At 62.3% G+C, this 26,064-nt stretch carries 20 protein-coding genes; 4 read left to right on the forward strand and 16 right to left on the reverse strand.

The genetic code is table 11. From position 1 onward, the window contains the following. Window position 1: 1 nt before the first annotated feature. A complete protein-coding gene (gene smc, locus ACNAOT_RS14045) occupies window positions 2–3,580 on the reverse strand; it encodes a chromosome segregation protein SMC (protein WP_420181167.1) in 3,579 nt (1,192 codons plus the stop codon). Window positions 3,581–3,928: 348 nt separating this feature from the next. On the opposite strand from smc, the gene ACNAOT_RS14050 reads away from it, so the two are divergent. Then, on the forward strand, window positions 3,929–8,851 hold the full coding sequence (locus tag ACNAOT_RS14050) for a DUF4082 domain-containing protein (protein WP_420178324.1): 4,923 nt from the start codon (window positions 3,929–3,931) through the stop codon (window positions 8,849–8,851). Between the two features lie 133 nt (window positions 8,852–8,984). Here ACNAOT_RS14050 and ACNAOT_RS14055 read toward each other — a convergent pair whose 3' ends face one another. The 8 genes from ACNAOT_RS14055 to coaD all read right to left on the reverse strand — a co-directional run bounded on the left by ACNAOT_RS14055 (window position 8,985) and on the right by coaD (window position 15,379). Then, entirely contained in the window at window positions 8,985–10,013 is a 1,029-nt protein-coding gene (locus ACNAOT_RS14055) for a TolB family protein (RefSeq protein ID WP_420178325.1), read from the reverse strand. Further along, a complete protein-coding gene (locus tag ACNAOT_RS14060; protein WP_420181168.1) occupies window positions 10,010–11,242 on the reverse strand; it encodes an MFS transporter in 1,233 nt (410 codons plus the stop codon). Before ACNAOT_RS14060 ends, ACNAOT_RS14055 begins: the two co-directional genes overlap by 4 nt. A gap of 80 nt (window positions 11,243–11,322) precedes the next feature. Continuing rightward, window positions 11,323–12,045 (reverse strand): hypothetical protein, encoded by a 723-nt coding sequence (locus ACNAOT_RS14065; RefSeq protein WP_420178326.1) that lies wholly within the window; start codon window positions 12,043–12,045, stop codon window positions 11,323–11,325. Window positions 12,046–12,225: 180 nt separating this feature from the next. After that, window positions 12,226–13,206, reverse strand: a complete 981-nt coding sequence (mutM, locus tag ACNAOT_RS14070) for a bifunctional DNA-formamidopyrimidine glycosylase/DNA-(apurinic or apyrimidinic site) lyase (protein ID WP_420178327.1) — start codon at window positions 13,204–13,206, stop codon at window positions 12,226–12,228. A gap of 7 nt (window positions 13,207–13,213) precedes the next feature. Further along, window positions 13,214–13,924 (reverse strand): ribonuclease III, encoded by a 711-nt coding sequence (rnc, locus tag ACNAOT_RS14075; RefSeq protein ID WP_420178328.1) that lies wholly within the window; start codon window positions 13,922–13,924, stop codon window positions 13,214–13,216. Between the two features lie 23 nt (window positions 13,925–13,947). Next, window positions 13,948–14,151, reverse strand: coding sequence for a 50S ribosomal protein L32 (gene rpmF, locus ACNAOT_RS14080; protein ID WP_011775139.1), 204 nt, complete (start codon window positions 14,149–14,151; stop codon window positions 13,948–13,950). Window positions 14,152–14,184: 33 nt separating this feature from the next. Then, window positions 14,185–14,712 (reverse strand): YceD family protein, encoded by a 528-nt coding sequence (locus ACNAOT_RS14085; RefSeq protein WP_420178329.1) that lies wholly within the window; start codon window positions 14,710–14,712, stop codon window positions 14,185–14,187. Window positions 14,713–14,878: 166 nt separating this feature from the next. Beyond that, a complete protein-coding gene (gene coaD / locus ACNAOT_RS14090) occupies window positions 14,879–15,379 on the reverse strand; it encodes a pantetheine-phosphate adenylyltransferase (RefSeq protein WP_091468145.1) in 501 nt (166 codons plus the stop codon). 77 nt (window positions 15,380–15,456) lie between these two features. On the opposite strand from coaD, the gene ACNAOT_RS14095 reads away from it, so the two are divergent. Beyond that, complete coding sequence (locus ACNAOT_RS14095; protein ID WP_420181169.1) at window positions 15,457–16,680, forward strand: aminotransferase class I/II-fold pyridoxal phosphate-dependent enzyme; 1,224 nt, start codon at window positions 15,457–15,459, stop codon at window positions 16,678–16,680. A gap of 131 nt (window positions 16,681–16,811) precedes the next feature. Further along, window positions 16,812–17,471: a spermidine synthase gene (locus tag ACNAOT_RS14100; RefSeq protein WP_420178330.1), complete on the forward strand. Its 660-nt coding sequence runs from the start codon at window positions 16,812–16,814 to the stop codon at window positions 17,469–17,471. A 12-nt stretch (window positions 17,472–17,483) separates the two neighbouring features. Here ACNAOT_RS14100 and rsmD read toward each other — a convergent pair whose 3' ends face one another. From rsmD to thiL, 4 genes are read right to left on the reverse strand one after another with little or no spacing between them, the layout of a single operon-like run. Beyond that, on the reverse strand, window positions 17,484–18,050 hold the full coding sequence (rsmD, locus tag ACNAOT_RS14105; RefSeq protein ID WP_420178331.1) for a 16S rRNA (guanine(966)-N(2))-methyltransferase RsmD: 567 nt from the start codon (window positions 18,048–18,050) through the stop codon (window positions 17,484–17,486). A 33-nt stretch (window positions 18,051–18,083) separates the two neighbouring features. Further along, on the reverse strand, window positions 18,084–20,339 hold the full coding sequence (locus ACNAOT_RS14110) for an ATP-dependent DNA helicase RecG (RefSeq protein ID WP_420178332.1): 2,256 nt from the start codon (window positions 20,337–20,339) through the stop codon (window positions 18,084–18,086). Beyond that, window positions 20,329–21,378 (reverse strand): DAK2 domain-containing protein, encoded by a 1,050-nt coding sequence (locus tag ACNAOT_RS14115; protein ID WP_420178333.1) that lies wholly within the window; start codon window positions 21,376–21,378, stop codon window positions 20,329–20,331. Before ACNAOT_RS14115 ends, ACNAOT_RS14110 begins: the two co-directional genes overlap by 11 nt. A 22-nt stretch (window positions 21,379–21,400) precedes the next feature. Continuing rightward, on the reverse strand, window positions 21,401–22,414 hold the full coding sequence (thiL, locus tag ACNAOT_RS14120) for a thiamine-phosphate kinase (protein ID WP_420178334.1): 1,014 nt from the start codon (window positions 22,412–22,414) through the stop codon (window positions 21,401–21,403). A gap of 169 nt (window positions 22,415–22,583) precedes the next feature. Between thiL and ACNAOT_RS14125 the strand changes: the two genes are divergently transcribed. Then, the gene (locus ACNAOT_RS14125; RefSeq protein WP_178996746.1) at window positions 22,584–23,093 is read left to right on the forward strand and encodes a DUF3515 family protein; all 510 of its coding nucleotides are present in this window, start codon (window positions 22,584–22,586) and stop codon (window positions 23,091–23,093) included. A gap of 4 nt (window positions 23,094–23,097) precedes the next feature. Here the strand turns inward: ACNAOT_RS14125 and ACNAOT_RS14130 are convergent, their stop codons facing one another. Genes ACNAOT_RS14130 through ACNAOT_RS14140 form a run of 3 tightly spaced genes read right to left on the reverse strand, consistent with a single transcriptional unit; the run spans window position 23,098 to window position 26,056 of the window. Next, entirely contained in the window at window positions 23,098–24,234 is a 1,137-nt protein-coding gene (locus ACNAOT_RS14130; RefSeq protein ID WP_420178335.1) for a D-alanine--D-alanine ligase family protein, read from the reverse strand. Further along, window positions 24,234–25,286 carry an NAD(P)H-dependent glycerol-3-phosphate dehydrogenase gene (locus ACNAOT_RS14135; RefSeq protein ID WP_420178336.1) on the reverse strand — a complete coding sequence of 351 codons (1,053 nt, stop codon included), beginning with the start codon at window positions 25,284–25,286 and terminating at the stop codon, window positions 24,234–24,236. The genes ACNAOT_RS14130 and ACNAOT_RS14135 overlap by 1 nt, the downstream gene beginning before the upstream one ends. Then, the gene (locus tag ACNAOT_RS14140) at window positions 25,283–26,056 is read right to left on the reverse strand and encodes a lysophospholipid acyltransferase family protein (RefSeq protein ID WP_420178337.1); all 774 of its coding nucleotides are present in this window, start codon (window positions 26,054–26,056) and stop codon (window positions 25,283–25,285) included. Before ACNAOT_RS14140 ends, ACNAOT_RS14135 begins: the two co-directional genes overlap by 4 nt. Window positions 26,057–26,064: the final 8 nt, after the last annotated feature.

The following is a 26,064-nucleotide window of genomic DNA, read 5'->3' on the forward strand; positions in this document are numbered from 1 at the left end:
GCTATGCCCCGGCACCGAGCCTCTGGCTGATGACCGTAGAGACGCCGTCGCCCCTCATGGTGACTCCGTAAAGCGCATCCGCCACTTCCATGGTGCGCTTCTGGTGGGTGATCACGATCAACTGGCTGGACTCGCGTAGTTCCTCGAAGATGGTGATGAGCCTGCCCAGGTTGGTATCGTCCAACGCCGCCTCCACCTCGTCCATGACATAGAACGGTGAGGGGCGGGCTTTGAAGATGGCCACCAGCAGCGCCACTGCCGTGAGTGAGCGCTCCCCGCCGGAGAGCAGCGAAAGCCGCTTGATTTTCTTTCCCGCAGGCCGGGCTTCTACTTCAATTCCCGTGTTCAGCATGTCGTCAGGGTCCGTGAGCACCAACCTGCCCTCACCACCGGGAAAGAGCCGGGCAAAGACGTGGTCGAACTGGGCTGAAGTATCAGCAAAAGCCTCAGTGAATACCTGCTGGACACGGTTGTCCACCTCTTTGATGATGTCCAGCAGGTCTTTGCGGCTGGATTTCAAGTCCTCGAGTTGCGAGCTAAGGAACTGATGCCGTTCTTCCAGGGCGGCGAACTCTTCCAACGCGAGCGGGTTTACTTTGCCCAGCGCCGCGAGTTCCCGCTCGGCCTTCTTGAGCCTCTTCTCCTGTTCCGCCCGGACGAACGGAACTCCCTCAATGATGGCCTCGCCATTCTCATCAACGGGCGCCCGCAGTTCAGCCCACTTATCGGTGGTGGTTCCAGGAGGCAACGGAACCGGTTGATCGGGACCGTAATCTGCGATGAGTTGTTCAGCGGAGAGGCCCAGTTCTTCGATGGACCGCGTCTCCAGGGCCTCGATACGGAGACGCTGCTGTGTCCGGGCCATCTCGTCCCGGTGGACGGAGTCGGTAAGTTGGGCAAGCTCCCGGGCCAAGGCATCGTTACCAGTGCGGACCTCGGTGAGTTCCTTCTCCAGCTGCTCCCGCTTTTGCTCGGCAAGGTCACGATCATGGCCCGCCAAATCCACCGAAATATCGATGAACCGGAGGGTCTGCTCCACCGCTGACGCGACTGCCGCGGCACGCTGGGCCTGGGCGCGTCGGCGTTGGGCGCGGCGAGCGGCTTCTTCACGGGCGCGGCGTTCTATCGCTGCTGCCCGCTCCAGCGATGCAGCCCTGTTGCTGATGGCCCCCACTTGCTCCTCGGACGTGCGGAGGGCAAGGCGGGCCTCCGTTTCTTGTGCCCGGGCGGTTCTGGCCTTGGCAGCGAGTTCGTCCCGTTGGTCGGTGGACGGTTCCTCGTCCGGAGCTTCCTGGGCCGCGGCGAGGCGCTCCGCCGCAACTTCGAGGTCCAGTTGAGCATCGGCGATGTTGGCTTCAGCCTTGGCCATGGAAGCAGCGAGCCGTTCGCTTTCTCCAACAGCACTGCGAAGAATCGAATTAAGGTGACCCAAGCGCTCGGCTACCGCCGCAAGCCGGGCGTCCGATTCGTGCAGCCGCTCCAAAGCGGCATCGGCGCGGTCCTGCGCCTCAGCGCGGCGGGACTGGGCCCCGGCCAGGGCGAAGCGTCCACGTTCCAGACGGGCCGTGACCTCCTGAAGCCGGGCATCGGCGTCGTCAACTGCTGCCTGGACCTCCAGCAGCGACGGCGCGTTGGCCGATCCTCCTGTGATGGTCAGGGAGGTCAGGATGTCACCTTCCCGGGTGACGGCCCTGAGGTCGGGATGTTCCGCGATGAAGGCTGCCGCCGCCTCCAGATCATCGACGACGGCGGTCCGGGCCAGGAGCCCGAGCGCGCCTTGGGCAGCGGGATCAGCAATCTTGACAACATCCGCGGCCCAGCGGCTGCCACCGGGAAGCGCGGGGTTGGCACGGCTTTCTGCATCGACAGCGGTACCGCCGGCTAGAAGCAATGCTGCCCGCCCGCCGTCGTTATCCTTCAACAATCCAATGGCTGCTAACGCAATATCCGTATCGGCAACCACCAAGGCATCGGAGGCACTCCCCAAGGCGGCAGCTATGGCGGCCTCGTATCCCGGCTCGATGGAAACCAGCGCGGCCAAAGGTCCAAGCACGCCGTCGGCCGTGAGGAGACTTCCGGACCCGTCCTTGCGGTTGAGCCCAAGCTGAAGGGCATCGCGACGTGCCGTCAGCGCGTCCCGCTCACGGACAGCTTCCCGCTCAGAAGCTTTGAGCTCCTCGATTTCCGCGAGGACTGCGTCCAAGACGTCACTGGCATCCTCATAGTCAGCGTCAAGGCTCTCTTCGCCGTCCTCAACACCGGCCACTTGCGACTCGAGGGCAGTGAACTCGCTCTGGGCCTTGCGGCGCCGTTCATCACCTGCAGCGAGGGATTCCCTGAGGCGACCACGTTCGGCCTCGGCAGCTTCAGCCCGGGACCTGGCCGCGGCAACCTGGCCTGCCAATCTGGCCAGCCCTTCCCGACGGTCGGCGGCTGCCCTCAGCATGGCCGTCAAGCGTTTGTCTTCCGCAGCTGCGAGCGCTTCGGCCGAGTCCTTGGCAACTGTGGCTTCCAGAAGTGCCGCTTGCTTTGCAAGGATGTCGTGCTCAAGGGCAGCCTGTTCCTCACGGACCCTGGCGGCTTGGCGTTCGAGTTGCTCGGGGTCGCGTCCTGTGTCCGGGCTGACCTCCGAGGAACCCAAGAGCCTCCTGCGCTCGGTGGCCAGTGATCCGAGCGAGCGGAGTCGTTCCCTGTTTGCTGAGAGCTGGTACCAATGGTCGCGTGCTGCGTTGAGTCGCGGTGTGGCTTCGGTGGCCTGTTGCTCCAAGGCAGCTTGGCGCCGCCTCCCCGCACCCAGCTCCGCTTCAACCACCTGGCGGCGCTCCTTGAGCGCTGCTTCGTCGGCGACGTCCTTTTCAAGGGTTGTGGTCAGTTGCACGAGGTCGTCCGCTAAAAGTCGTGCGCGGGCATCACGGACATCGAACTGGACTGTTTGGGCACGGCGGGCTATTTCTGCCTGCTTGCCCAAGGGGGTTAGTTGCCGCCGTATCTCTGCCGTGAGGTCACCGAGCCGTGCGAGGTTGGCCTGCATGGCTTCCAGCTTGCGGACAGTCTTTTCCTTGCGGCGGCGGTGCTTAAGGATGCCTGCGGCTTCTTCGATGAAGCCGCGGCGGTCCTCAGGGGTGGCATGCAGTACGCGGTCCAGCTGGCCTTGTCCGACGATGACGTGCATCTCGCGGCCGAGGCCGGAATCGGAGAGGAGTTCCTGGATGTCCAGGAGCCTGCAGGGTGCGCCGTTAATGGCGTACTCGGACCCACCCGTACGGAAGAGGGTCCGGGAGATGGTGACTTCGCTGTACTCGATGGGGAGCGCGTTGTCCGCATTGTCGATTGTCAGGGCTACATGGGCTCGGCCCAGCGGAGGCCGGCCTGAGGTACCTGCGAAGATGACGTCTTCCATCTTGCCGCCGCGGAGGGTTTTTGCGCCCTGCTCTCCCATGACCCAGGCCAAGGCATCCACCACATTGGATTTGCCCGAGCCGTTGGGACCGACGACGGCAGTGACGCCCGGCTCAAAGTCGAAGGTCGTGGCCGATGCAAAGGACTTGAATCCTCGGACAGTCAAACTTTTCAGGTGCAAGGCGCTTCGGTTCTCCTGGGTGGCCCGGGTGTCTGTATCCACTAAATCTACTGCGGTTTGTGCGAAATCCGCGGATCTGAAGGCGTAAGCCCTTGCGGGCGGCAAGCCACGCCCCTACACTCCTGCCAAGGGTTACTTGGCGGATTCGTTCCTGTGATCCGGCTTCGGCTTGAACTTCTGTTCGGTCTTTGCCGGATCCGGTCCCGATCTTCGGAACATCCATCCGTGATAATCCTGTGTTTCATAACTGAAGATCTTGGTTTGACCCTGGCTGGGGAGCGGCAAGCAGGGGCTGTGCTTAATGCGTGGCCCCGTCTTAGCAATCGGCGTACCACTCCAGGAGTTCTCATGCCCGGTCCTTCAGCTACCCAACCGCAGCGGGTCTTCAAAGGGTTTCTTGTGCCCTTGGTGCTTGCCATGGTGGCAGCCCTGCTGCCTCTTACAGCACCAGCAGCCGTTGCGGCAGGGCCCTGCGACCCCGTGGTAAACCCTGTGGTCTGCGAGAACTCCAAACCAGGCAGCCCCCCATCGGAGTGGGACATCCTTGGAGCCGGGGATGACAGCATTCAAGGCTTCTCGACCGAGATCAGCGTCAATGCCGGCCAGCCCATCCGCTTTAAGGTGGCCACGAATGCGCCGAGCTACACCATAGCGATCTACCGCACAGGCTGGTACGGCGGCAACGGAGCGCGCAAGATCGCGGATGTTGTGCCATCGGTCTTGCGCCAGAACCAACCTGCCTGCCGAAGCGACCTCGCCACGGAGCTGTACGACTGCGGCACGTGGGGTGTGTCGGCAACGTGGCAAGTACCGGCAACAGCAGTATCCGGTGTTTACGTTGCCCTGCTGACAAGGCCTGATACTGGCGGCCAAAGCCACATAACGTTCGTTGTCCGCCAAGACGCCAGCCGCTCGGACGTGGTCTTCCAAACCAGTGACACCACATGGCAGGCCTACAACACTTACGGAGGCTCCAGCTTCTATGAGGGCGGTGACAATGGCAGGGCCTACAAGATCAGTTATAACCGGCCCATGAACAGCCGCGGCGGGCCCGATGGCAGGGACTTTTACTTCGCCAACGAGTACCCGATGGTCCGCTTCCTGGAGCAAAACGGCTATGACGTCAGCTACATCAGCGGGCTCGACACCGACCGCAGCGGGAGTTTACTGCTCAATCACAAAGTGTTCCTGTCCGTGGGGCACGATGAATACTGGTCCGGCCCACAGCGCGCCAACGTCGCAGCGGCACGCGATGCGGGCGTCAACCTGCAGTTCTTGTCCGGCAACGAGATGTATTGGAGAACCCGTTTCGAACCCTCAATCGTGGATGGCGCAGCCGGGCGCACGCTGACCTCCTACAAGGAGACGTGGTCCAACGGCAAGATCGACCCCAGCCCGCAGTGGACAGGCACCTGGCGGGACCCGCGTTTCGCATCACAGGCCAATGGCGGCGGACTCCCGGAGAACGGGCTGACTGGAACCCTGTACATGTCCAACTACTCCGACCTTCCCGTGACCGTCAGCTCCGAGGAAGGCAAGACGCGGCTATGGCGTAATACCACTCTGGCTTCCCTGCCGGCAGGCTCGTCGGCGGCATTGGCTCCGCACACCGTGGGGTATGAGTCGAACGAGGACATCGACAACGGCTTCCGTCCGGCGGGCCTCATCCGCCTGTCCACAACGGTAGGCAGCGTAGCTGAATATCTGCAGGACTACGGGAACACGGTGAAGCCCGGAACCACCACCCATAACGTCACGCTGTATCGCGCTGCGAGCGGGGCCCTGGTGTTCTCAGCCGGCAGCGTGCAGTGGACCTGGGGCCTGGATCAGGAACACGACGGCAACGGGGCTCCGGCTGACCCGAGGATGCGCCAAGCCCAAGTCAACCTTCTTGCCGACATGGGGGCGCAGCCGGCTTCGCGGGCAGCAGGCCTTGTGGCCGCGGCCGCCAGCAGCGATCGGACAGCGCCGACGGTTGCTGTTACCGCCCCGGCCAATGGGGCCACCATCCCCCATGGCAGCAAAGTCACAGTAAGCGGCACCGCAGCCGACACCGGCGGCGTGGTTGCCGGCGTCGAGGTTTCCACGGACGGCGGCAGCACTTGGCACCCCGCCGCGGGCAAGCAGAACTGGACCTACAGTTACATCCAACAGGGCCTGGCGAATGCCACCATCCAGGTTCGGGCGATTGACGACAGCGCCAACATTGGAACTCCGACCACCCGCAACCTCCTACTGAGCGGACCCTACAGTGTGTTCGGCCAAACGGTTCCCGCGATCCAGGACTCCGGTGATGGGGGCGCCTACGAAATGGGACTGCGTTTCACTCCCACAGTGGATGGCTTCATCAGCGGCGTCCGCTTCTACAAGAGCACCGCAAACACAGGAACGCATACGGGCTCACTCTGGAGCTCCTCCGGCGAGCGCCTGGCCACCGCCACATTCAGCAATGAGACTGCCAGCGGTTGGCAGAGCACGCTGTTCAGCCAACCTGTAGCGGTCGCCGCCGGGCAGAAGTACACGGTCTCGTATTGGGCTCCACGGGGGCACTATGCCACCAAGGACTTCCAGTGGGTGAGCTTCGGGTCCACCGCTGCCCCACTGACGGTTGCGGGGGGCTTTGGCGCTGAACCTGCGGGTGTGTACAGCACCTCCCAGAGCTTCCCGACCACCAGCTTCAACGGGGGCAACTACTTCGCCGACGCCATCTTCAGCACCGTTGACAATTCCCCAATGACGGTGTCCGGGCACTCCCCGATCCCGTCGTCGTCAAGCGTCGCGGTCTCCACGAAGGTCAGCGCGGTGTTCTCCAAGCCCGTCACCGCCGCCAGCGTCCAGTTGACGCTGCGGTCTGCTGCCGGTCCCATGGCCGGCACCACGACCTACGACGCTGCTACCCGCCGCGCCACGTTCACTCCGACGTCGCAGTTGGCCTTCAGTACGCAGTACACGGCGACTCTTGCCGGTACCGACACGGTAGGCGGCCAGGTAACCTCAGGCGGCACTTGGACGTTCACCACAGCGTCCACGGTGCCGGTTCCCGGTTCCTGCCCCTGCAGTCTTTACGATGACAGCGTGACGCCAGGGATTGCCGAGATCCGTGATGGCGTTCCGCTGACATTGGGTGTGCGGTTCTCGAGTGTTTCGGCAGGCGAGGTCACCGGCATCCGTTTCTACAAGTCAGCCGGCAACACGGGCACGCACACGGGCGCCCTCTACACGGCCACGGGCCAGCAGCTGGCAACAGTTACCTTCGCCAACGAGAGCAGCTCCGGATGGCAGACCGCAATGTTCAGCCAGCCCGTCCAGATGGCGGCGAACACGGAATATATTGCGTCCTACAAGTCACCCACGGGCGCCTACTCGGCCACGTCCAACGGCTTTGGGTCCGGCATGAGCGTTGGACCCCTGCGGACTGTGTCGGATGCGGGCGCGTACACGTACAGTGGCGATTTCCCGGGTTCGCGGTCGTCCGCCAGCTACTTGGTGGACGTGGTGGTCATGGTTTCGGCGCCACCGTTCACGGTCGGCGGTCATAACCCGATCCCGAACGCCTCCAGCGTCCCCCTAAACTCGACCGTGAGCGCAGTCCTTTCCGAGGCCGCAGTTGCCTCAAGCGTTACTCTGTCCCTCAAGACCGCCGCCGGCGTTGCGGTTTCAGGAACCACCGCCTACGACACGGCAACGCGCAAGGTCACGTTCACTCCGGCGGCCCCCTTGGCGGCCGGTACAACGTACACGGCAACGGTGACTGCGACGGCGACGTCCGGACAACCGATGTCGTCCGGTGGTACCTGGCAGTTCACCACTGTCCCGCCCGCCGGCACGCCTGGTTCGTGCCCCTGCACCCTGTACGAGGACACGGTGACGCCGACCACTGTCGAAGTCAATGATGGAGTGCCTTTGACGTTGGGCGTCCGGTTCAGCAGTGACACCGCCGGCCAGGTGACCGGCGTGCGCTTCTACAAGTCCGCCGGGAACACCGGAACCCACACCGGATACTTGTACACGGCGGCCGGCCAGGTTTTGGCTACCGTCACCTTCACCAATGAATCCAGCACCGGCTGGCAGACGGCCACCTTCAGCCAACCGGTGAACATCCAGGCTGACACGGAGTACGTGGCCGCCTACAAGACGCCTACAGGTAAGTACTCGTACACGGCCGGAGGATTCGGAGAAGGCTTCACCAGGGGACCGCTGAAGACCGAGCCGGATTCCGGGTCTTACTCCTACAGCGGGGATTTCCCGAATACAGCATCCACGGCAAGCTACCTCGTGGATTTGGTATTTACCGTAGCGGCACCGCCACTGAGCATGGTGGCGCAGGTGCCGGCACCCGGCGCAACGGCCATTCCGACTGACGTGAAACCGTCCATCACGTTCTCCACAGCCATAAAACCCGGTGCCTCGTTCACCTTGACCGCGAACGGCTCGTCCGTCGCCGGGACGGCTGCCTTGTCCGCCGATGCGAAGACCATTACCTTCACGCCGACGGCTGCACTGCCGGCCAACACTGCGATTTCCGCCAGCGTCTCGGGTGTGGCAACTCCACAAGGGCAGACGCTGCCCCCGAGCAATTGGCAATTCACCACGGCCGCCCCAACAATGCAACAATCCACCATCTTTGGATCGCTGGTGCCACAGGTGGCCGCAAACTCCGACTTCCTATCTGTGGAACTCGGTACTGCCTTCACAGTCTCCCAAGCGGGACATGTGACCGGCATCCGCTTCTACAAGGGGACCGGTAACACCGGAACCCATGTGGGCTCACTCTGGAATGCGGCCGGCACCCGCCTGGCTCAAGTAACCTTCACCAACGAGACGGCAACGGGCTGGCAAACCGCCACCCTGGCCACACCAGTGGCGCTGGCGACAGGCCAAACCTACGTCGTGTCCTACCGGGCGCCGAACGGCCGCTACTCCTCAACGCAGGGCTTCTTCAACCAGACGTGGACGAGCGGAGTATTTACGGCCACTAGCCCGAACAATGGCCGTTACCGGTACGGATCCGGCGGTGTAATGCCAACCAACTCCTGGAACGCCACGAACTACTTCGTTGACGTCGTGTACTCCACGGCGGCGCCGGCCCAGCAGCAGGCTGCACCTTCAGCCACAGCTACTCCGACTGCCACCGCCACGGCAACGCCGTCACCAACAGCGACGGCGACGGCGACTCCTACGGCGACGGCCACACCCAGTCCGACCCCGAGTCCGACGCCCAGTCCCACGCAAACCGGCGGGCTTCTCTGCGGGTTGCTGCGGGCCTGCTGACGGCCGGCCGTAAACGGCGACTTCCGCTGGTGCCCGCCCCCCGAACTCCGGGCCGGGCGCCAGCGGTTCCACGTACCAGCGGTTCCATGTGCCAGCCGATTTTGAGCCCACTACCTTCAGCGGACGACTACCTTCAGCGGACGACGCTGGGAGACCACCCATGGGCGATGAACAGGCTTGGCTGTGAGGTCGGGTCCGTGCCGAGTTTCCATATGTTGCTGTCACCGTTACCGTCATCGGCTGCCAAGCCATAGAGCAGGTTCCGGTTATCCAGCCACTCGATCTGGTCATCAACACTGCGCTTCTCGGAGAGCACGGTTTGTTGTCCCGTAGCGAGCTCAAGCACTGCGACTTTCCAGTGTGCGGCCAGCGCCCCGCCGTCGTTCTTCTTAAACGCGATCCTCGTGCCGTCAGGCGAAATGGACGGACACTCCACATTGTCGTGAATGGCAGTCAGGGTCTTCGCGGACAGGCTCCCCCGAACCAGCCAGATGCGCCCGGAGGAAGCGGCCGTTGCGTAGAAAACATCGCTCTGGCCAGGCGCGAACGTCACACCCCAAATATTCCTGTCCGTAGCCAGAAGCCTTTCGCCGTTCACCATCAAAGCAAAGTCCTCGAGGTTGCCTGATGTGCCTTCCGGAAGGCTGATCTCGGTGGCCGTGGAAAAGCCTGCCGTGGCGTAGGAGTGGCCCGAGACGAACACGGTGGTGGCAATCATGGATCCGTCGGGGCTGATGCGGGTCCTGCTGGGTATTCCCGGGACCGGCCATGCCCTTTGCTGCTCCCAGTTGCGGTTCAGGACAGCAGCTTCAAACGCCGTCACCAGTCCACGGTTTGTCTTCAGGCACACCACCTTCTCAGACGTTCCGTACACGCGGTCGCACTCCTGCCCACTGACGGCCCGGTTGCCATCGGGAGATGCCAACGGCACAGTGGCCGCGTTGCCATAGCCTTGGCCCGATGCTGTGTTGCGAAAAAGGATGAAGGGCGCTGCTGGAAGCGGCTGGCTCGCTGTGGTGCCCACGGACGAAGCCGCAGTGCGACTTTCTTCAAAACGCTGGTAGGCCGCCACCGCGTATATACCGGCCGCCACCAGGACGAGTGCCGTGACGGCCAGGAGTGCACCCCACCGCAGCTTGCCTTCAGCGAGCGCGCCGCTCATGCCTCGTTGCTCGAGTCATCCGGGTCCCCTGCCGGCGCAACCCCTGCGCCACGCAGGATAAAGGCCACAGCCACAACAGCACAAGCGAGCAATCCACCCGCCACCACCATGGCCGTTGGGGCACCAACCGCATACCAGAGAACACCAAAACCTGCCGATGCCAACATCCGGGTTAGCGCCACTACGGTCTGCGCGGACGCGATGCCCGTAGCAAGTTTTCCCGGAGGTGTCAGCTGGCTGGCCAAGGCGGCCAGCACGCCGTCGGTGGCTGCATAGAACGCCCCCAGAAGGATGAGGCAACCGACGGTCGCCCACAGCCCACCAAAAGGTGCCGCCGCGAGAAGGTACGTTGCCAGCAGTGCAATATGCCCACCCACGAACACCGGGATTTTTCCCACCCGGTCAGCCAGCCGTCCCAGCGGAATGGCGAAAGCCAGGAACACCACGTTTGTGCCTACGAACAACAGCGGAAACCACTGGACTGCGAAAGAATCCCGTGCCTGCAGCACCAGATAGATGAAGCCGTCGCCGATGGTCACCAAGCCCAGCAAACCGGCAGCGATCAGCAGCTTGCCGAGGCCCGGTTCCTTCAGGTGGGACCAGGAGAAAGCGAAAAGACGGCGGCCTTCACGCTCCTCCATGCCCTTAACGCCATGTGCCTTAATGTCAGGCACCACCAAGGCGAGGACGGCAACACCGATCACGGCGAACGCCAGCGACACCACAAAAACCGTGCTGAAACCGTTGGGAATCATCAACAACACGAAGAAGGCAATCAACGGCCCGGCTGCGGCGCCGATGTTGTCCAGCATGCGATGAGCGCCGAACGAACGGGCCAGGTGTTCAGGCTGTGCTGAAACTGAAATGAGGGCGTCCCGCGGTGCCGTGCGGATGCCCTTGCCGATCCGGTCCCCGGTAACTATCGCCGCAATTGCCCAGAACCCGCCCGCGAAGAGGAAACCGATCCGGGCAAGCATTGATAATCCGTAGCCGGCCAAAGCTATCCGTTTGGGGTGTCCGCTGCGGTCGGCAGCCCAGCCGGCCGCGATCCTGACGATTGCACTGGCACCCTGGTTGATTCCGTCGATGAACCCGAAGGCAATGGTGGACAGCCCCAGGAAGCCGGTCACGTACAAAGGGAGGATTGCTGTGACTGACTCCGAAGAAACGTCGGTGACCATACTCACAATGCCCAGCCACAGAATGACCGGAGACAAACGGAACGGCACTTCGCTCGATAGTGCCGTTCTTGTTCCCTCCGGCTTGTCCCGTTTACCCCGGTCCGAAAGTGAAATGTACATCGCTGCCCCTAGTCCGCCGCCGTGTGCAGGCTGCCCAAAAGCTGGAAGCGTGAGTTGCCTGTGCCTGTCGTCGACACTGAAACCGTGACCGTGTCTGCGCCTCGCACGAATCGTTCGGCCAGTGCGCCCTCTGCGGCCGGCGCAGCCTCAGACCAGAACCCGTGGGCAACCAACGACTGACGGAAGGACGCCAAGACCTCTGCCTGTGGCTTGGCGATGATGCCATCAGCAGCCACCTGGAGGACATCACCCGACGTCGACACTGACGTGGAACCGATCGTTGTTCCTTCGGGCAACGTCAGAATGTCGGCAGGCCACCCGTCAACCACTTCGCCGGCTGCGCTGCCGGGGTCAGGCAAGGTGGTGACCAATGGTGCGGGGGCAGATGGTTGAGGCAGCCCTGTTGGGGTGGCAGTCACCGGCGGCAGGACTTCGAGCGGCTTGGCAGTGGACGGACCATCATCACCCTCACCGCTGCCGTCACCAATGCCGCTGCCTTCAGTCCCCGACGCCGGGCTGCCGGGCTGAGGATCGCCGGTGGGATCTCCCGTGCCGCCAGGGGTTGCTCCCCCGGACGGGGTGATGCTGGAGCCAGTACTCGGAGCGGAAGAGGATGTGCTTTGGGCAGCAGACGGCCCTGGCTTCCCGGCCATCTGGTCCAGAACTATGGCGACGGCGGCGATCAGCACAGCAAGGCAAATGCCCGCGATGACCAACCGCCGCGCCATCATGGCGTACCCGGGGTGACTGGGTTGCCGAAAGGTTGGGAGGCGCTTTCACGAAGGTGAGCGGATAGAACTGACGCCACCCGCATCGTGGTGGCGTTGATCCTTGCGATGGCGATTCGAAGCGCCAAGCTGTTCATGGGGACAGTCTGCCATTGCGATCCCGATTCCGGAACAGTTTTGGGCCTACCAACGTCCATTCCGGGGCCGCGGTTGGCACACAGGGCAGGTATAGGAAGAACGGTTCATAAACTGTTCCCGCTTTATGATGCTGTGCAGGCCTGTCGCCGCGCAGCGGCCGCACATTTCACCAGCACGCCCGTAGGCATTCAGCGACCGGGCGAAGTATCCGGAATCGCCGTTGACATTGACATACAGAGAGTCGAAACTAGTCCCTCCCGCGGCAAGTGCAGCGTTCATGACCTCTCTCACGGCTTCAACCAGCCGTCCAGCATCCGCGCGGCGAAGCGTGTCCGTGGCCCTGGCGTAATGGAGGCGGGCGCGCCACAACGCTTCGTCCGCGTAGATGTTGCCGATGCCGGAAATAACCGCCTGGTCCAGCAGCGCCCGCTTCAGCCCTGTCTTGCGACTCTTGATCTTCCGATAAAACGCGTCGAACGAAAAGTACGGGTCAAGCGGATCCCTGGCGATGTGCGATGCTTCTTCTGCGATCTCCGGCAGGGGTGTTTCGCCCAAGCCGCCAGGGCCGCCGTCGACAGTCGGCACCAGGGACGTCACGAACAGGCCGCCAAAAATTCTCTGGTCCACGAAACGCAGCTGCTCCGGCATACCATCCGCGGAACTGAGCCTGATCCTGACTTTGAGGTGCTTTTCATCCGGTACTTCGGGGTCCTGCATCAGCAGTTGGCCGCTCATTCCCAGATGCGCCATCAGCGCCACTTTAGGGAGATCTGCTGTGAGGACCGGCGCTATTCCGGGGTCGGATTCGGACGAGCCGGACATGGCCAAGGGCATCCAGAGGAATTTCCCTCGCCGCACGACGTCCAGCACAGTGGCTTGCTCAAGATTCCCGATGAAGTCTTCGGTTCCGAGTGTGTGTCGCCGGATGGAGCGCGGATCGACGACGTCCACTCCGGTGATTGTTCGGCCACGGACCCAACGGGCCAAGCCGCGGCGGACTACCTCTACTTCGGGAAGTTCAGGCATTTTGGGTTCAAGAGGAAGAAGGACCGGCAGTAGTGGGGTCCAGGGCGGTCAGGGCACGCCAGGCATCAGCGGCGGCTTCCTGCTCCGCTTCTTTCTTGGAGTGGCCCGAGCCCCGACCGTAGGGAGTTCCGCCGATGTTCAGAACTGCCTCGAACGTCCGGGCATGGTCCGGCCCTGAACCTTCGACGGCATAGTGAATGGCGCCCAGCTGCCGGCTGGCCGTAAGTTCCTGGATGCTCGTCTTCCAGTCAGTTCCCGCCCCCAGTGCGCCTGCATCCTTGAGGAGCGGTCCTACCAGGCGCATGACCAGTTGCCGCGCGGTCTCGATATCGTTCGAGAGATACGTGGCCCCGATCAGGGCTTCCATGGTGTCAGCCAGGATGGAGGCCTTGTTCTTGCCATCGGTAAGCTTCTCGCCTTGCCCGAGGTATATAAACTCGCCCACGCCGATTTGCCGGCCAATCCCGGCCAGCGCGCGCGTACTGACGACGGCCGAGCGTCGCTTTGCGAGCTCACCTTCGGGCAGCGAGGGGTTCTCACGGTAAAGGGAATCGGTCACGGAGAAGCCCAGGATGGAGTCGCCGAGGAACTCGAGGCGCTCGTTGGTGGGAATCCCGCCGTTCTCATACGCGTATGAGCGATGTGTCAGAGCAAGACGAAGCGTCTCGGTGTCAATCGAGACACCGAGACGCTTCAGAAGCTCTTCAGTTGAAGACATCCTTAGTCAGCCTGTACGGCAGATTAGGCGTCTGCGACCTTGCGGCCCTTGTATTCAAGGAACAGCGCGGTGCCGGCAGAGTCAGTGACGACCTTTGCCTGGTGCGGCAGGCTGTAGGTAACCTGACCGTTTTCGATGGTCTTGACCAAGTTGGGGGCAGTTGCCTTCCACTGGGCACGGCGGGCGCGTGTATTTGCGCGAGACATTTTCCGCTTGGGAACAGCCACGGCTATCTCATTTCTCTCTTAGACGAACACTTACTAATCGGTTTGCCGGTCAGTCTTAGCCAGATCAGCTAGGGCAGCCCAGCGAGGGTCAATGACCTCGTGGTGGTGCCCCGGCTCGTCTTCCAGGCGCGCTCCACATTCGGAACACAGGCCCTGGCAGTCTTCCCGGCACACCGGCTGGAACGGCAGCATAGTGACAACTGCGTCCCGCAACACCGGCTCAAGATCGATCAGATCGTACTCGACTCGATGTTGCTCTTCATCGTCTTCTTCGCCTGAAAGCTCAACACCTTCATAGAAGAAAAGTTCTTGCACATTGACCTCAAGGTCATACGCAAGGGGATCCAGGCATCGACCACATTCGCCGGTTACTTCGACGACTACGGTTCCGGATACCAGAATTCCTTCGTGTACGGCCTCAAGACGAAGATCCAGCTCGATATCCGAGCCTTCCTTTACGCCAATGAGCGCCACACCAAGGTCACTTGGCGCAGGTACATGCTCGTTGAGTGTCCGCATGGTCCCTGGACTGCGTCCAAGGTCCTTGACTACCAGCGCCAAGGGCGAACTTGCATCTCGCTTAATGAGAACTCCTGTAGAACATATGACCGACGTACCATCTTAGCCTGATCACGCTTGAGGACTCAAACCGACGCCGGGCGCGCGTGAACGCGCAGTGGTTTCAGCTTGGGGAACTCTGCGCGATGGCGCAAGGTACCCGACAAGCCTACCCCTTGCGCGGCGGTTCTGTTGGCGGCTCGCCAGCAAGGAGCCTCTTCAGTACCGATTTGGGGACGAAATCGGAGATATCGCCCCCAAGGACATTGACCTCTTTGATCAAGGTGGAGGAAAGGTGCACGTAATGCGCTTCAGCAGGCAGGAAGACCGTTTCGACGCCGGCCAACTGGCGGTTCATGGTGGCCATCGGCAACTCGTAGTCAAAGTCCGACGATGAACGAAGGCCCTTGACTATGGCTGAGACACCGCGGTGGCGGCAGTACTCCGCCAGCAGCCCTTCACCCATCGGCTCAACGATGATGCCGCGCAAAGAGGCCAAAGTTTCCCGCGCCATCTCCATTCGGTCCTCAAGACTGAACCTGTACTTCTTGGCGTAGTTGGTGGACACGGCCACGATGACTTCGTCGAACAGGCCGGCGGCCCGGGCGATGACTTCGAGATGTCCATTGTGGATAGGGTCAAAGGATCCAGGGCATACCGCGCGTCTCATGAGACGAACCTACCCCATGGCTTTGCCGGGATACCATGTCTGACATGGCATCCGCAGGCAGCAATTCTTCCCTTGATATGAGCGCGGGCACCACCGCAGGTACCATCGCAACACCATGGCAGCGGGCGGCCACGGGAGCCAACCTGCTCTCCCCCGAAGGAACGCTGGGAGTGACCATTTTTGAGGAAATGACCACCTTGGCACTGTCCACCGGCGCCATCAACCTCGGCCAAGGTTTTCCCGATGAAGACGGCCCCGCGGAAATCAAAGCGGCAGCCCAGTCCGCCATCGCCGCGGGAGCCAACCAGTATGCGCCCGGCAAAGGCGTTCCCGCGTTGAGGGAAGCCATCGCCTCCCACCAGCAGCGCTTTTACGGGCTGAACCCGGATCCTGATACTGAAGTCCTTGTCACGACGGGCGCAACAGAAGCGATCGCAGCGACGCTGCTCGCGTTCATCCAGCCCGGGGACGAAGTCCTGACCTTCGAACCCTTCTACGACTCCTACGGGGCCATCATCGGCATGGCCGGCGCCAAACACGTCACCGCTCCCCTGCTGGCCCCGGATTTCCTTCCCGACCTCGCGATGTTGGAAAGCTCCTTCAGCACCCGCACCAGAGTTGTCCTCCTGAACAACCCGCACAACCCCACGGGTGCGGTCTTTCCGGAATCCGTCCTGTCCATGATTGTGGAACTGGCCGCAAAGTACGGCGCCATCATCGTCAGCGACGAAGTCTACGAGCACCTCACCTTCGGCGTACCGCACCTACCGATTACTTCGCTGCCCGGCGCCGCCGAACGTACCATCACCATTTCATCCGCGGGAAAGACGTTTTCCTTCACCGGCTGGAAAATCGGCTGGCTCAGCGGACCGGAACACTTGGTGGCTGCAGTTCGCACGGTGAAGCAGTTCCTGACCTACAGTTCAGGCACCCCCTTCCAGAGCGCCATCGCAGTGGGCCTTGGCCTTCCCGATGAGTTCTATACAGGAATCGCCGATCAACTGCGCCGCAAACGGGACATTCTCGCCCAAGGCCTCCGGGCAGCCGGCTTCGGCGTCTACAACCCGAGCGGCACCTACTTCATCAACGTGGACACGGCACCGCTGGGCATTCGCGACTCCGTTGACCTCGCAAGGCGGCTGCCAGGGCTCGTCGGCGTGGCAGCCATCCCGGTCCCGGTGTTCTGCCATCCGGAGGGAGCCGAGCGTACGCGAAGCCTGCTGCGTTTCGCCTTCTGCAAGAAGACCGGCGTCCTGCAGGAAGCCGCCGAACGCCTCGCCACCCTGAAGGACCGGCTCTGAACGCCAGAGGCTCCGGCCAGCCCCAGGCATCGCGCTTCCTCCGAACCACGGGACAGCACGCCACCATCGAGAACGACACCCTCGTTGAGGGCGGCTTCATACTCAGCATCGGCGGAGCCGAACAATCGCACGTGAACCTGGCCGATCCCTCGGAGATCTTCTACGAGTACCTCCGCAGGATCGGGCATGTGGTGGACTTGGCTGCAGCCCCCGGAATGCCCATCAGCGCCCTGCATTTGGGCGCCGGTGCCCTCACCTTGGCGCGGTACATCCAAGCAACCCGTCCGGGCTCGGAGCAATACGCTGTTGAGCTTGAGCGTGAGCTGTTGGACTTCGTACTTCAGAAGCTGCCCATGCCTGACGGCGCTACGTTGACCACTCACATCGGCGACGCCCGCGACGCCCTGGCGGAGCTTCCCGCGCAGGTGATGTTCGACGTCGTGATTCTCGATATCTTCTCCGGGCCGGAGGCCCCAGCCCATATTGCCTGCCGGGAATTCTATGAGGAAGCAGCAAGCAGGCTCCGGCCGGATGGGGTGTTGATCGTTAATGTGGGTGACGAACCTGCGCTGACGCTCGTCCGTAGCCAGGTGGCAGCGCTGCGCCAAGCCATGCCGGACGTCGCAGCCTTCGCTGAGACGGGAATGTTCGCCGGCCGCTACCCGGGCAACATCGTCCTGGTAGGCACATGCAAACCGTGGTCCCCGGACTGGACGGCGCAACTGCTGGCACGTGGCCCCCACCCCGCCACCGTCCTCACGGGCGTAGAACTCGACAGTATTACGGGCTGAAGAGAGGGTCCGCTAGGCCGGCTCAGCGAACCACAGCTTGGTCTCGCCGTACTTCTTGTCGGCGAAACATTCCATGGCGTCGGGCCACTCAGGCTCAGGGCTTCGCGAACTCCGCTCCACCACCACAACGGCCGCATCGTCCAAATGCGGCCCCAACTTTGTCAGCACAGCACTTAAGGCAGGCTCGTCCAATGGATAGGGCGGATCAAGGAAGACGAGATCCCACAGATCCCCTTCACCCGCACGCTCCAGGAATGACTCCACCTTGGATCGATGGACTGAGACCCTTTTCCCCCCCAGGAGTTGGTTCACCAAATCCGCATTGCGCTGGCAGACATCGCTTGCCTTGGCATCGAACTCCACCAGATCCACAGTCCGGGCCCCTCGGCTGGCACTTTCGATGCCCAAGGATCCAGAGCCTGCATAAAGGTCCAGTACCCGGGCATCGTCAATGACCGCCAAGGATTCCAGGCGGGAAAAGAGCGCCTCCTTGACCCTGTCCGTGGTGGGACGCGTGGCCGTTCCGGGGACGCTGGCCAGCGGGTTCCCGCCACCAACCCCGGCGATGATCCGGCTCACAGGGATTCTCCATGAACGCGCTTCCATGGATCTCTAACCGCGTTCAAGGAACGCCTCCTTCTCGGGGTTCAGATAATCATCTATTGCGGCGGCAAGTGCCGGCTGTTGTTGCAGGGCAGGATCTTCCGACACCAGGCCTTGGGCGTCGGTACGTGCCCGGGCAATGATGTCTTCGTGTTCAAGTACACGGAGCAACTTCAGGGTGGAGCGTCCGCCGGATTGCGAAGCACCTAGAATGTCGCCTTCACGGCGGAGTTTCAAGTCTTCCTGGGACAGCTCAAATCCATCCGTCGTTGAAGCAACGGCATCAAGCCGGCGACGACTCGGGTGTCCGGGTTCCAGCGTGGTCACCAGCAGGCAAGTGCCGGGCAAACCTCCACGGCCAACCCGCCCACGCAGCTGGTGGAGCTGTGAGATTCCAAAGCGGTCGGCATCGAGAATCACCATGAGGGTGGCGTTGTGGACATCGACGCCCACCTCAATGACAGTGGTGGACACCAGCACTTTGGTGTTGTTGGAGGCGAACGAAGCCATCGTCTCCGACTTCACCTGCGGATCCTGCCGCCCATGGAGCGGCGCTACCGGGACGCCAGCCAGTGAAGGCTCCTGCAGGAGGCTTTCGACGACGGCGGTCACCGATGCGAGTTCCCGCGCCGGGCCTTCGTCCGCCAGGTCGACATCGCTGGGTTCCGCTTCGCCCGGACTGAAGTCACCGTCGTCGTCGGAGCCGATCTTGGGGCACACCACATAAACCTGGTGACCCGAATCGACTTCTTCGCGGGAACGTTTCCATATTCGGTCCACCCAGCCCGGATTCTCCGCGAGCCCCACGACGTGAGTGGAAATCGGCGCACGCCCGGCCGGAAGCTCATCAAGGATGGAGGTCTCGAGGTCACCGAATACCGTCATGGCCACCGTGCGGGGAATCGGCGTGGCTGTCATGACCAGCAAATGTGGAGGCCGCTGCGCCTTGGCCCGGAGGGCATCGCGCTGTTCCACACCAAAGCGGTGCTGCTCATCCACCACGATCAGCCCGAGGTCTTGGAAGCTGGTCTTGTCGCTCAGCAAAGCGTGCGTGCCAATGACAATTCCCGCATTTCCTGAGGCCGCGTCCAGCATTGCCTGTTTCCGCGCAGCAGTGGGCATGGAACCGGTCAGGAGCGTCACTTGAACGGCTTCTTGGGTGGAGTCGCCGCCAAGCATGCCGGCACCGCCAAAGATGTGGTCGCGGGCGAGCGCACCCAACGTCTTGCGGATGGAGTGGAAATGCTGGGCCGCCAGGACCTCCGTGGGCGCCAGGAGTGCTGCCTGGCCACCTGCATCCACTACCTGCAACATGGCCCGCAAGGCCACGATCGTCTTTCCCGAGCCCACTTCGCCCTGCAGCAGCCGGTTCATGGGAGTGTCGCGCCCGAGCTCTTCAGCCAGCGTCTTTCCGACGGCGGATTGGCCGGCAGTCAGGGTAAAGGGCAGGTTTTGATCGAACTTAGTGAGCAAACCTCCCACGCGCGGACGGCGCGCAGTGGCTTCTTCTGCAGCCAGCTGGGCACGCCGGCGTGCGAGGGCCGTTTGCAGCACCAGGGCTTCCTGGTATCGGAAGCGTTCCTGAGCGCGTTGCCAGTCCTTGGCAATCCCGGGTGAATGGATCAAGCGGTAGGCCTCAGCGACACTGAGCAGGCCGTCCCTTTGGACGATGCTTGCCGGAAGCGGATCTTCCAGGGAATCAAGGTCCATGGTTTGGAGCAGGGCAGTGATCACTTTGTGAATGGACCAACTGGTCAGCTTGGCCGTTGCCGGATAAATGGGGATGGGCATGGCTGCGAGTTTTTCGGGGTCTACAGACCCTTCCGCTTCCGGGTCCTCGTCCAGCAGAAGGAAGTCCGGGTTGGTCAGGCCGAGGGCTCCACCGTAACGGGTCACCTTGCCTGAAAACATGGCCCGACGACCGGCCAGGAGTTCAGCTTTTGCCCGGAACCCGTTGAAGAAGCTGACCTTCAACGTACCTGGAACACCGCTACCACCGGCTTCGTCCGTCACCACCACATCGGTGATCGAACCACGGCGGGCCCTCATCTGGCGGGTACTGTTGGACAGCACCCGGGCAATCAGCGTGACCTCTTCATCCAGCGGGAGCTTGCTGATGGGCGTCAACTCACCGCGGTTCAAGTATCTGCGAGGAAAGTAATTCAGCAAGGCTCCGGCCGTTTTTAGGCCCAAATGCTTGTCTATGACGGCCGCAGACCGCTTGCCAATCCTGCGTTCGAGGGGCAGGTCCAGCTCAGTATTCATGCCGTGACTGGCCTGATTCGCTGCCGACTGGTTCTTGTGTGAGAGCCGGGCGCTGCACGTCATCACGGGGTATTGCCAACTGGCTTACTGCTATATCAGTCGGTTCTCCCAGCGAACGAATGAATGCGACGGCCGGTTCCGGGTCGGCGACGTGCACATGGACGCGCCAACGGTAACTGATCTCCACACTGGATTCGTCGTCGTCATCATCTGCGCCTTGGGCACCGCCGACTTGGCTCATGATGACGGAATCGCCCATCTCGTCCAGGCGTTGCCGAAGGATGGCCGCATTCAGGGGCGAGAGGTTGATGGTGCACATGACTTCCACGCCGTCGTCGGCCGGCATGTGCTCGTGGATGTGGGGATCCTGCAATTTGTAGCCGTGGAGGCCGTCGAGCAGCTCCTCCTGGAGTTCCTCCCCAAGGACGGCGGCTCGGAGGCAATCAAGCACCAGCAGCATCCCCACGCCGCCTGCGTCCACAACATGTGCTTCATGGAGTTGTGCGAGCTCATCCTCCGTCCGGACGACGGCTTGGTAGGCGGCCTCCACCACGGCGTCGAGCGAGAACCCCAATGCATGGTTGCTGTCGTCGCCACTTTGGGATGCGTCCACGGCTTGAGCAGCATGGGCGGCCGCTTCCAAAACCGAAAGCATGGTGCCTGCCACAGGTTCACTCAGGGCAGACCAGGCACGGATCTGTGCCCTGTTCAGCGCAGTGGCAAGCAGGGGCGCGCTGAGGCGGGTTTTCCCAGCCAGGGGCTCGGCAGCGGCGCAGAGGAACACTGCAAAGAGTGTGCCCGAATTGCCTCGGGCTTGCTCCATGGCTGCCTGCCCGGCACGGGACAGTATGGCGCCGACGTCGTTGCCGGTTTCAGTGGAGTCCGGCGCATTTCCGCCAAGGGCAGCCACAGCTGCCCGGACAGTGAGATAAAGGTTGGTTCCGGTATCTCCGTCAGCGACGGGGAAGATGTTGATCGCATTGAGACGGTCACTGTGGTTGCCGAGGACCACCTCCGCCTTGCCGAGCCAACGTTTCATGGCGTGTGCATTCGCGGCGATCTTAGTCTGCAAAGTGATCCCATCCAACGGTGTCAGCAGTTTGCCCGGCAATCCGGACGCCACTGCCTGGCGGCTCGACAACGGCTTGCACCGAGCCTATCGCAGTGAAGCCCTGCGGCAGCTGAATTCCTGCCGGGAACGTAGCGAGCAAACCATGGTCTTCTCCCCCGCCAAGCACCCATCGCATGGCTTCCCTTCCCAGAACGGCCGCTGCTGGTTCCAGTGAGGCTGCATAAGTTTTCAAAGCAACGGGATCGAAATCAAGGATCACGTTGCTCGCTCCGGCCAGGCGGCTACCATCCCGCAGCAGGCCATCGGAAATGTCCATCATGGCCGTGGCACCCGTACGCGCGGCCAGCGGTCCGGCGGCCAGCGGTGGCATCGGCCGGCATTGGTTGTCCACCAGGCTCCGCAATTCAGAAGACAGCTTGTCGAACGGAATGTCGCTTTCCAGCAGCGCCCAGCCCGCAGCGGCCCTTCCCAGGGTCCCTGAAACCGCCACGACGTCCCCGGCTTTGGCACCGGACCTCAGCACTGGCGCAACACCGGCAAGCGTCCCGACGACGGCGACAGTTACCGCCAGCTCGCGGCCCCTTCCAAGGTCTCCGCCTGCCACCGAGCAATCCGAAGCGCCCAAGCCAACAATTGCCGCCGTGAGCCCATCAGCAAAAGCTTCAACCCATTCGACAGGCGTTTCCGGCGGCATGGTGAGGCTTACCACGAGACTCGTGGCGCTGCCGCCCATGGCGTTGATGTCGCTGAGGTTTTGCGCTGCGGCCTTCCAGCCGACGTCGAATCCTGTGGTCCGGTAGCCGTTACGCCACTCAAGCCTGAAGTCCTGGTCCTGCGTTTGGGTGTCGATGGAGATGAGCGCCCTGCCATCCGGCGCTGCTATCAGGGCGGCGTCGTCGCCGGGTCCCAGCAGAACGCCTGGGCTATGGTGCAGGCGCGGAAAAATCCGCGCGAGGAGCTCTGACTCCGACAGGTGTTGGACGGTCAACGGTTCTTCTGGCACTGCTGTCAACTCTTCTCTTGGCACGGCGCCTGCGTCTTCTCATGGCACCGCTCTACGCTATCGCGATCCACCGACAGAATAATGCGGCTCTCCGGACGGCAGTTCCAGCGGGAATGTGACCCGGGCAACGCGAATCTGCCTGCCGGCGCTTGCGGGATAGGCTGGATAAATGCACCGAAAGACCCTTCCCCGGACCGCCCTGGCCATCGCCTTGGCTTCCGCATCCGTCACCGCTTTGTCGGCCTGTGCGCCTACGGTGGACGTCACGGCAGCCTCCGACGCCGCCAATCCTGCCTGCGCGCCAATGATGGTTGCTCTGCCGGACCAGATCGGTGATGCTGCCCTCCGCAAAACCAACAGCCAGGCGACAGCTGCCTGGGGAGATCCTTCGCAGGTCATTCTCCGATGCGGAGTGAACGTTCCCGGACCCACCACGGACCGTTGTGTGAGCGTCAATGACATCGACTGGGTCATCAAGGAAGGCGATCCCGTTTACACCCTGACCACGTTCGGCCGCGAACCAGCCACGGAGATCTTGATAGATCCAGTCAAGCTGGAGGCGGCAAACATCAGTTCAGCAACTGTCCTGACTGAGTTGGCAGCCGCGGTTGGCAAGATCAAGGCGACCGGAAAGTGCGTGGGCCAGGAAGATCTGCAGAACCTGCCATCCCCGCAGTAGTGCTTTAGCGCAGCCCCGTCTTGCGGGTCAGAGCCAAGTGGATCAGTTCGTCGATCAAGTCCCCGTAATCCAGCCCGGATGCCGCCCACATCTGCGGGTACATGCTCTTGGGCGTGAAGCCCGGCATGGTGTTGATCTCGTTGATGATCAGTTCACCGGCCGGGGTGTAGAAGAAATCCACACGGCTAAGGCCTTCCGCCCCCACGGCGTCGAAAGCGACGGCGGCGAGTTCGCGCACGCGTGCGATTGCCTCGTCCGGCATGTCAGCCGGGCAACTCAGGGCTGCGGCACCGTCCTCAACGTACTTGGCAGCAAAGTCGTAGAACTGGTGCTCACCGGTTGCCACCGCAATCTCACCAGGCATGGAAGTTCGGGGCGCATCCGTGCCACGACCCTGTAGGACAGCACACTCGATCTCGCGGCCCACGATGCCGGCTTCGATGACCAGCTTCAGGTCATGGCGGCGGGCTTCCTCGATGGCAGCGTCGAGCCCTTCCATTGAGTCGACCTTGGAGATGCCCATGGACGAACCCGCGCGGGCAGGCTTAACGAACACGGGGTACCCGAGCTTGTCCACGCGCTTACGGACGGCCTCGGCGTCCGTGGTCCATTCGCGGTCCGTGACAGCCACGTACGGTCCTACGCTCAGTCCGGCGGATTCAAAAACCACCTTCATGAAATGCTTGTCCATCCCCACGGCCGAGGCCAGCACACCGGCGCCTACATAGCGCGTGTCCGAAAGCTCCAGGAGGCCTTGGATGGTCCCATCTTCGCCCCACGGCCCATGAAGCAGGGGGAAGACAACGTCCACGGAACCCAGTTCCTGGGGAACCGCGTTGGGCTCGGTAACGATGAGCTGATGCTCACCACCCACTTCGGCCAAGGTCACGGTCCTGCCTGAGGGCGCCACCTCGGGAAGCGCTGCCGAAGCCAAGGACCAGTCGCTGGTGTCACCCGAGGCAAGTACCCACTGCCCCGATTTAGCGATGCCAATCGGTATGACCTCGTACTTGTTCTTGTCGATCGCTCCCATGACGCCAGCCGCTGTCACGCAGCTGACGGCATGTTCGCTGGAGCGACCCCCAAAGAGAATCGCTACGCGGGGGCGGCCCGTCAAGGGGGTGGATTGGTCAGTCACCATCAGTAGTCGCCTTCGGACTTCAGTGCCCGGGCCAACAGTCGTGGTCCCAGGTCATCAACGGACATTCTGCCTTCCAGCACTGCCACGACGGCAGCCGTAATGGGCATTTCAACATTCAATTTGCCGGCCAGCTCGTGCACAGCGGGGCCGGATTTGATGCCCTCTGCTGTCTGCGTCATCTGTTCGGCCACTTGCTCGAGGCTGAGGCCTTCACCAAGCAACCTGCCGGCGGTGTGATTCCGGGACAGGGCTGAAGAGCAAGTGGCAACAAGATCGCCGAGTCCGGCAAGACCGGCCATGGTGTGGGCTTCTCCGCCAAGGGCCAAGGCAAGCCGGGACGTCTCAGCGAGTCCGCGCGTGATCACCGAGGCTTTGGTGTTGTCGCCCATCTGCCGGCCTTCGCAAATGCCCACAGCAAGCGCAATCACATTTTTTACGATCCCGCCGATTTCCACGCCCACAACGTCAGTGCTGGTGTATGGCCGGAAGTACGGCGCCGTGCAGCACAGCGCAATGGCAGCAGCAGTGTCTGCGTCACTGCAGGCAACAACTGACGCTGTTGGTTGTTCCCTGGCAATCTCCATGGCCAGATTGGGGCCTGAGACTACTGCTACGCGCGGTGCGGGAAGACCCAATTCCTGGGCAATGACTTCGCTCATCCGGGCGTCCGTGCCCAGTTCCAGGCCCTTCATCAGGGAGACAACCACGGCGTCAGGCGCAAGGAAGGCTTTCCACTCCCCGAGCTGCGGCCGAAGTGACTGGGCGGGTACGGCGAGGACCACCAGGGTGGCATCCTTGAGAACCTTCTCCACATCCGTAGATGCTGTTACGGATGGTGGAAGCTCAATGTCTTTGAGGTACTGCTCGTTTCGGTGCGAAGAGTTGATCTGCTCCACGACCTCCGCCCGACGACCCCAGATCCGGATACTACGCTCAGATCCGGTAGCCGCAGCGGCATCGGCCAGGACCTTGGCAAACGTGGTTCCCCACGAACCCGCGCCCAAAACAGCCACGATGTCCGGCGTGGAGACATTCGTTTCCACCGCGGTCATTTGCCGTCCTCGCCTTCGTGGGCATCAGGAGAACCACCCTGAATGAAGCGGCCGTGCTTGGACTGCTTGTGCACAGCCGGATCCCAGCGTTCAGCCGGGGCCTGTTCGCCTCGAAGAGTTTCAAGGAGTTCGGTAATGGCATCCATGATGACTTCAGTGGCCGCTGTCAGCGTTGTGCGATCCAGCGGCCGTTCGCTGAAGGCACTGAGATCAACGGGCTTCCCAATAAGCACTCGGACGGTTTTCCGCGGGAAGATATGGAACCGCTTGGCATACCGGGGGAAAACCTCTTGTGCACCCCAGTGCGCCATGGGCACCACAGGGGCTCCGGTCTGCAGGGCTAGCCTGGCGGCCCCGGTATGGCCCTTCATGGGCCACAAATCGGGATCGCGGGTGAGAGTGCCCTCGGGGTAGATGATGATGGCACCACCGGCGTCCACCACTTCTTTGGCGACTTGAAGCGAGCGGTTCGCTCCCGCCGTCGAGCGTTCAACCGGTATCTGCTTGGTGGCGTGCAGCAGGGCACCCAGGACAGGCACTTTGAAGAGGCCCGTCTTCGCGAGGAAATGCGGTGGCCGCTTCTGGTTGTACACCATGTGTCCGATGACGATGGGGTCGATCTCGGTGCAATGGTTTGGTACTGCGATAAAGCCACCGGGTGGAAGGTTCTCCACGCCTTCCCACTTCCTGGCCATCAGGACATTCATCAACGGACGCGCGAGACCCGCCAGCAGCATGAACGTTGCACGGCTCTTGGCCGATTCCTTCAAAGGAGCCC

This window comes from Paenarthrobacter sp. TA1.8 (assembly GCF_048595705.1).
Lineage (GTDB): Bacteria > Actinomycetota > Actinomycetes > Actinomycetales > Micrococcaceae > Arthrobacter > Arthrobacter nitroguajacolicus.

Bases quoted from the DNA above. Each gene is read 5' to 3' on its own strand.
- ACNAOT_RS14050 (WP_420178324.1), top strand. From the start codon at position 3,929: ATGCCCGGTCCTTCAGCTACCCAACCGCAGCGGGTCTTCAAAGGGTTT.
- ACNAOT_RS14055 (WP_420178325.1), bottom strand. From the start codon at position 10,013: ATGAGCGGCGCGCTCGCTGAAGGCAAGCTGCGGTGGGGTGCACTCCTG.
- ACNAOT_RS14065 (WP_420178326.1), bottom strand. From the start codon at position 12,045: ATGATGGCGCGGCGGTTGGTCATCGCGGGCATTTGCCTTGCTGTGCTG.
- mutM (WP_420178327.1), bottom strand. From the start codon at position 13,206: ATGCCTGAACTTCCCGAAGTAGAGGTAGTCCGCCGCGGCTTGGCCCGT.
- rnc (WP_420178328.1), bottom strand. From the start codon at position 13,924: ATGTCTTCAACTGAAGAGCTTCTGAAGCGTCTCGGTGTCTCGATTGAC.
- coaD (WP_091468145.1), bottom strand. From the start codon at position 15,379: ATGAGACGCGCGGTATGCCCTGGATCCTTTGACCCTATCCACAATGGA.
- ACNAOT_RS14095 (WP_420181169.1), top strand. From the start codon at position 15,457: ATGAGCGCGGGCACCACCGCAGGTACCATCGCAACACCATGGCAGCGG.
- ACNAOT_RS14110 (WP_420178332.1), bottom strand. From the start codon at position 20,339: ATGAATACTGAGCTGGACCTGCCCCTCGAACGCAGGATTGGCAAGCGG.
- ACNAOT_RS14115 (WP_420178333.1), bottom strand. From the start codon at position 21,378: ATGAAACGTTGGCTCGGCAAGGCGGAGGTGGTCCTCGGCAACCACAGT.
- ACNAOT_RS14125 (WP_178996746.1), top strand. From the start codon at position 22,584: ATGCACCGAAAGACCCTTCCCCGGACCGCCCTGGCCATCGCCTTGGCT.
- ACNAOT_RS14130 (WP_420178335.1), bottom strand. From the start codon at position 24,234: ATGGTGACTGACCAATCCACCCCCTTGACGGGCCGCCCCCGCGTAGCG.
- ACNAOT_RS14135 (WP_420178336.1), bottom strand. From the start codon at position 25,286: ATGACCGCGGTGGAAACGAATGTCTCCACGCCGGACATCGTGGCTGTT.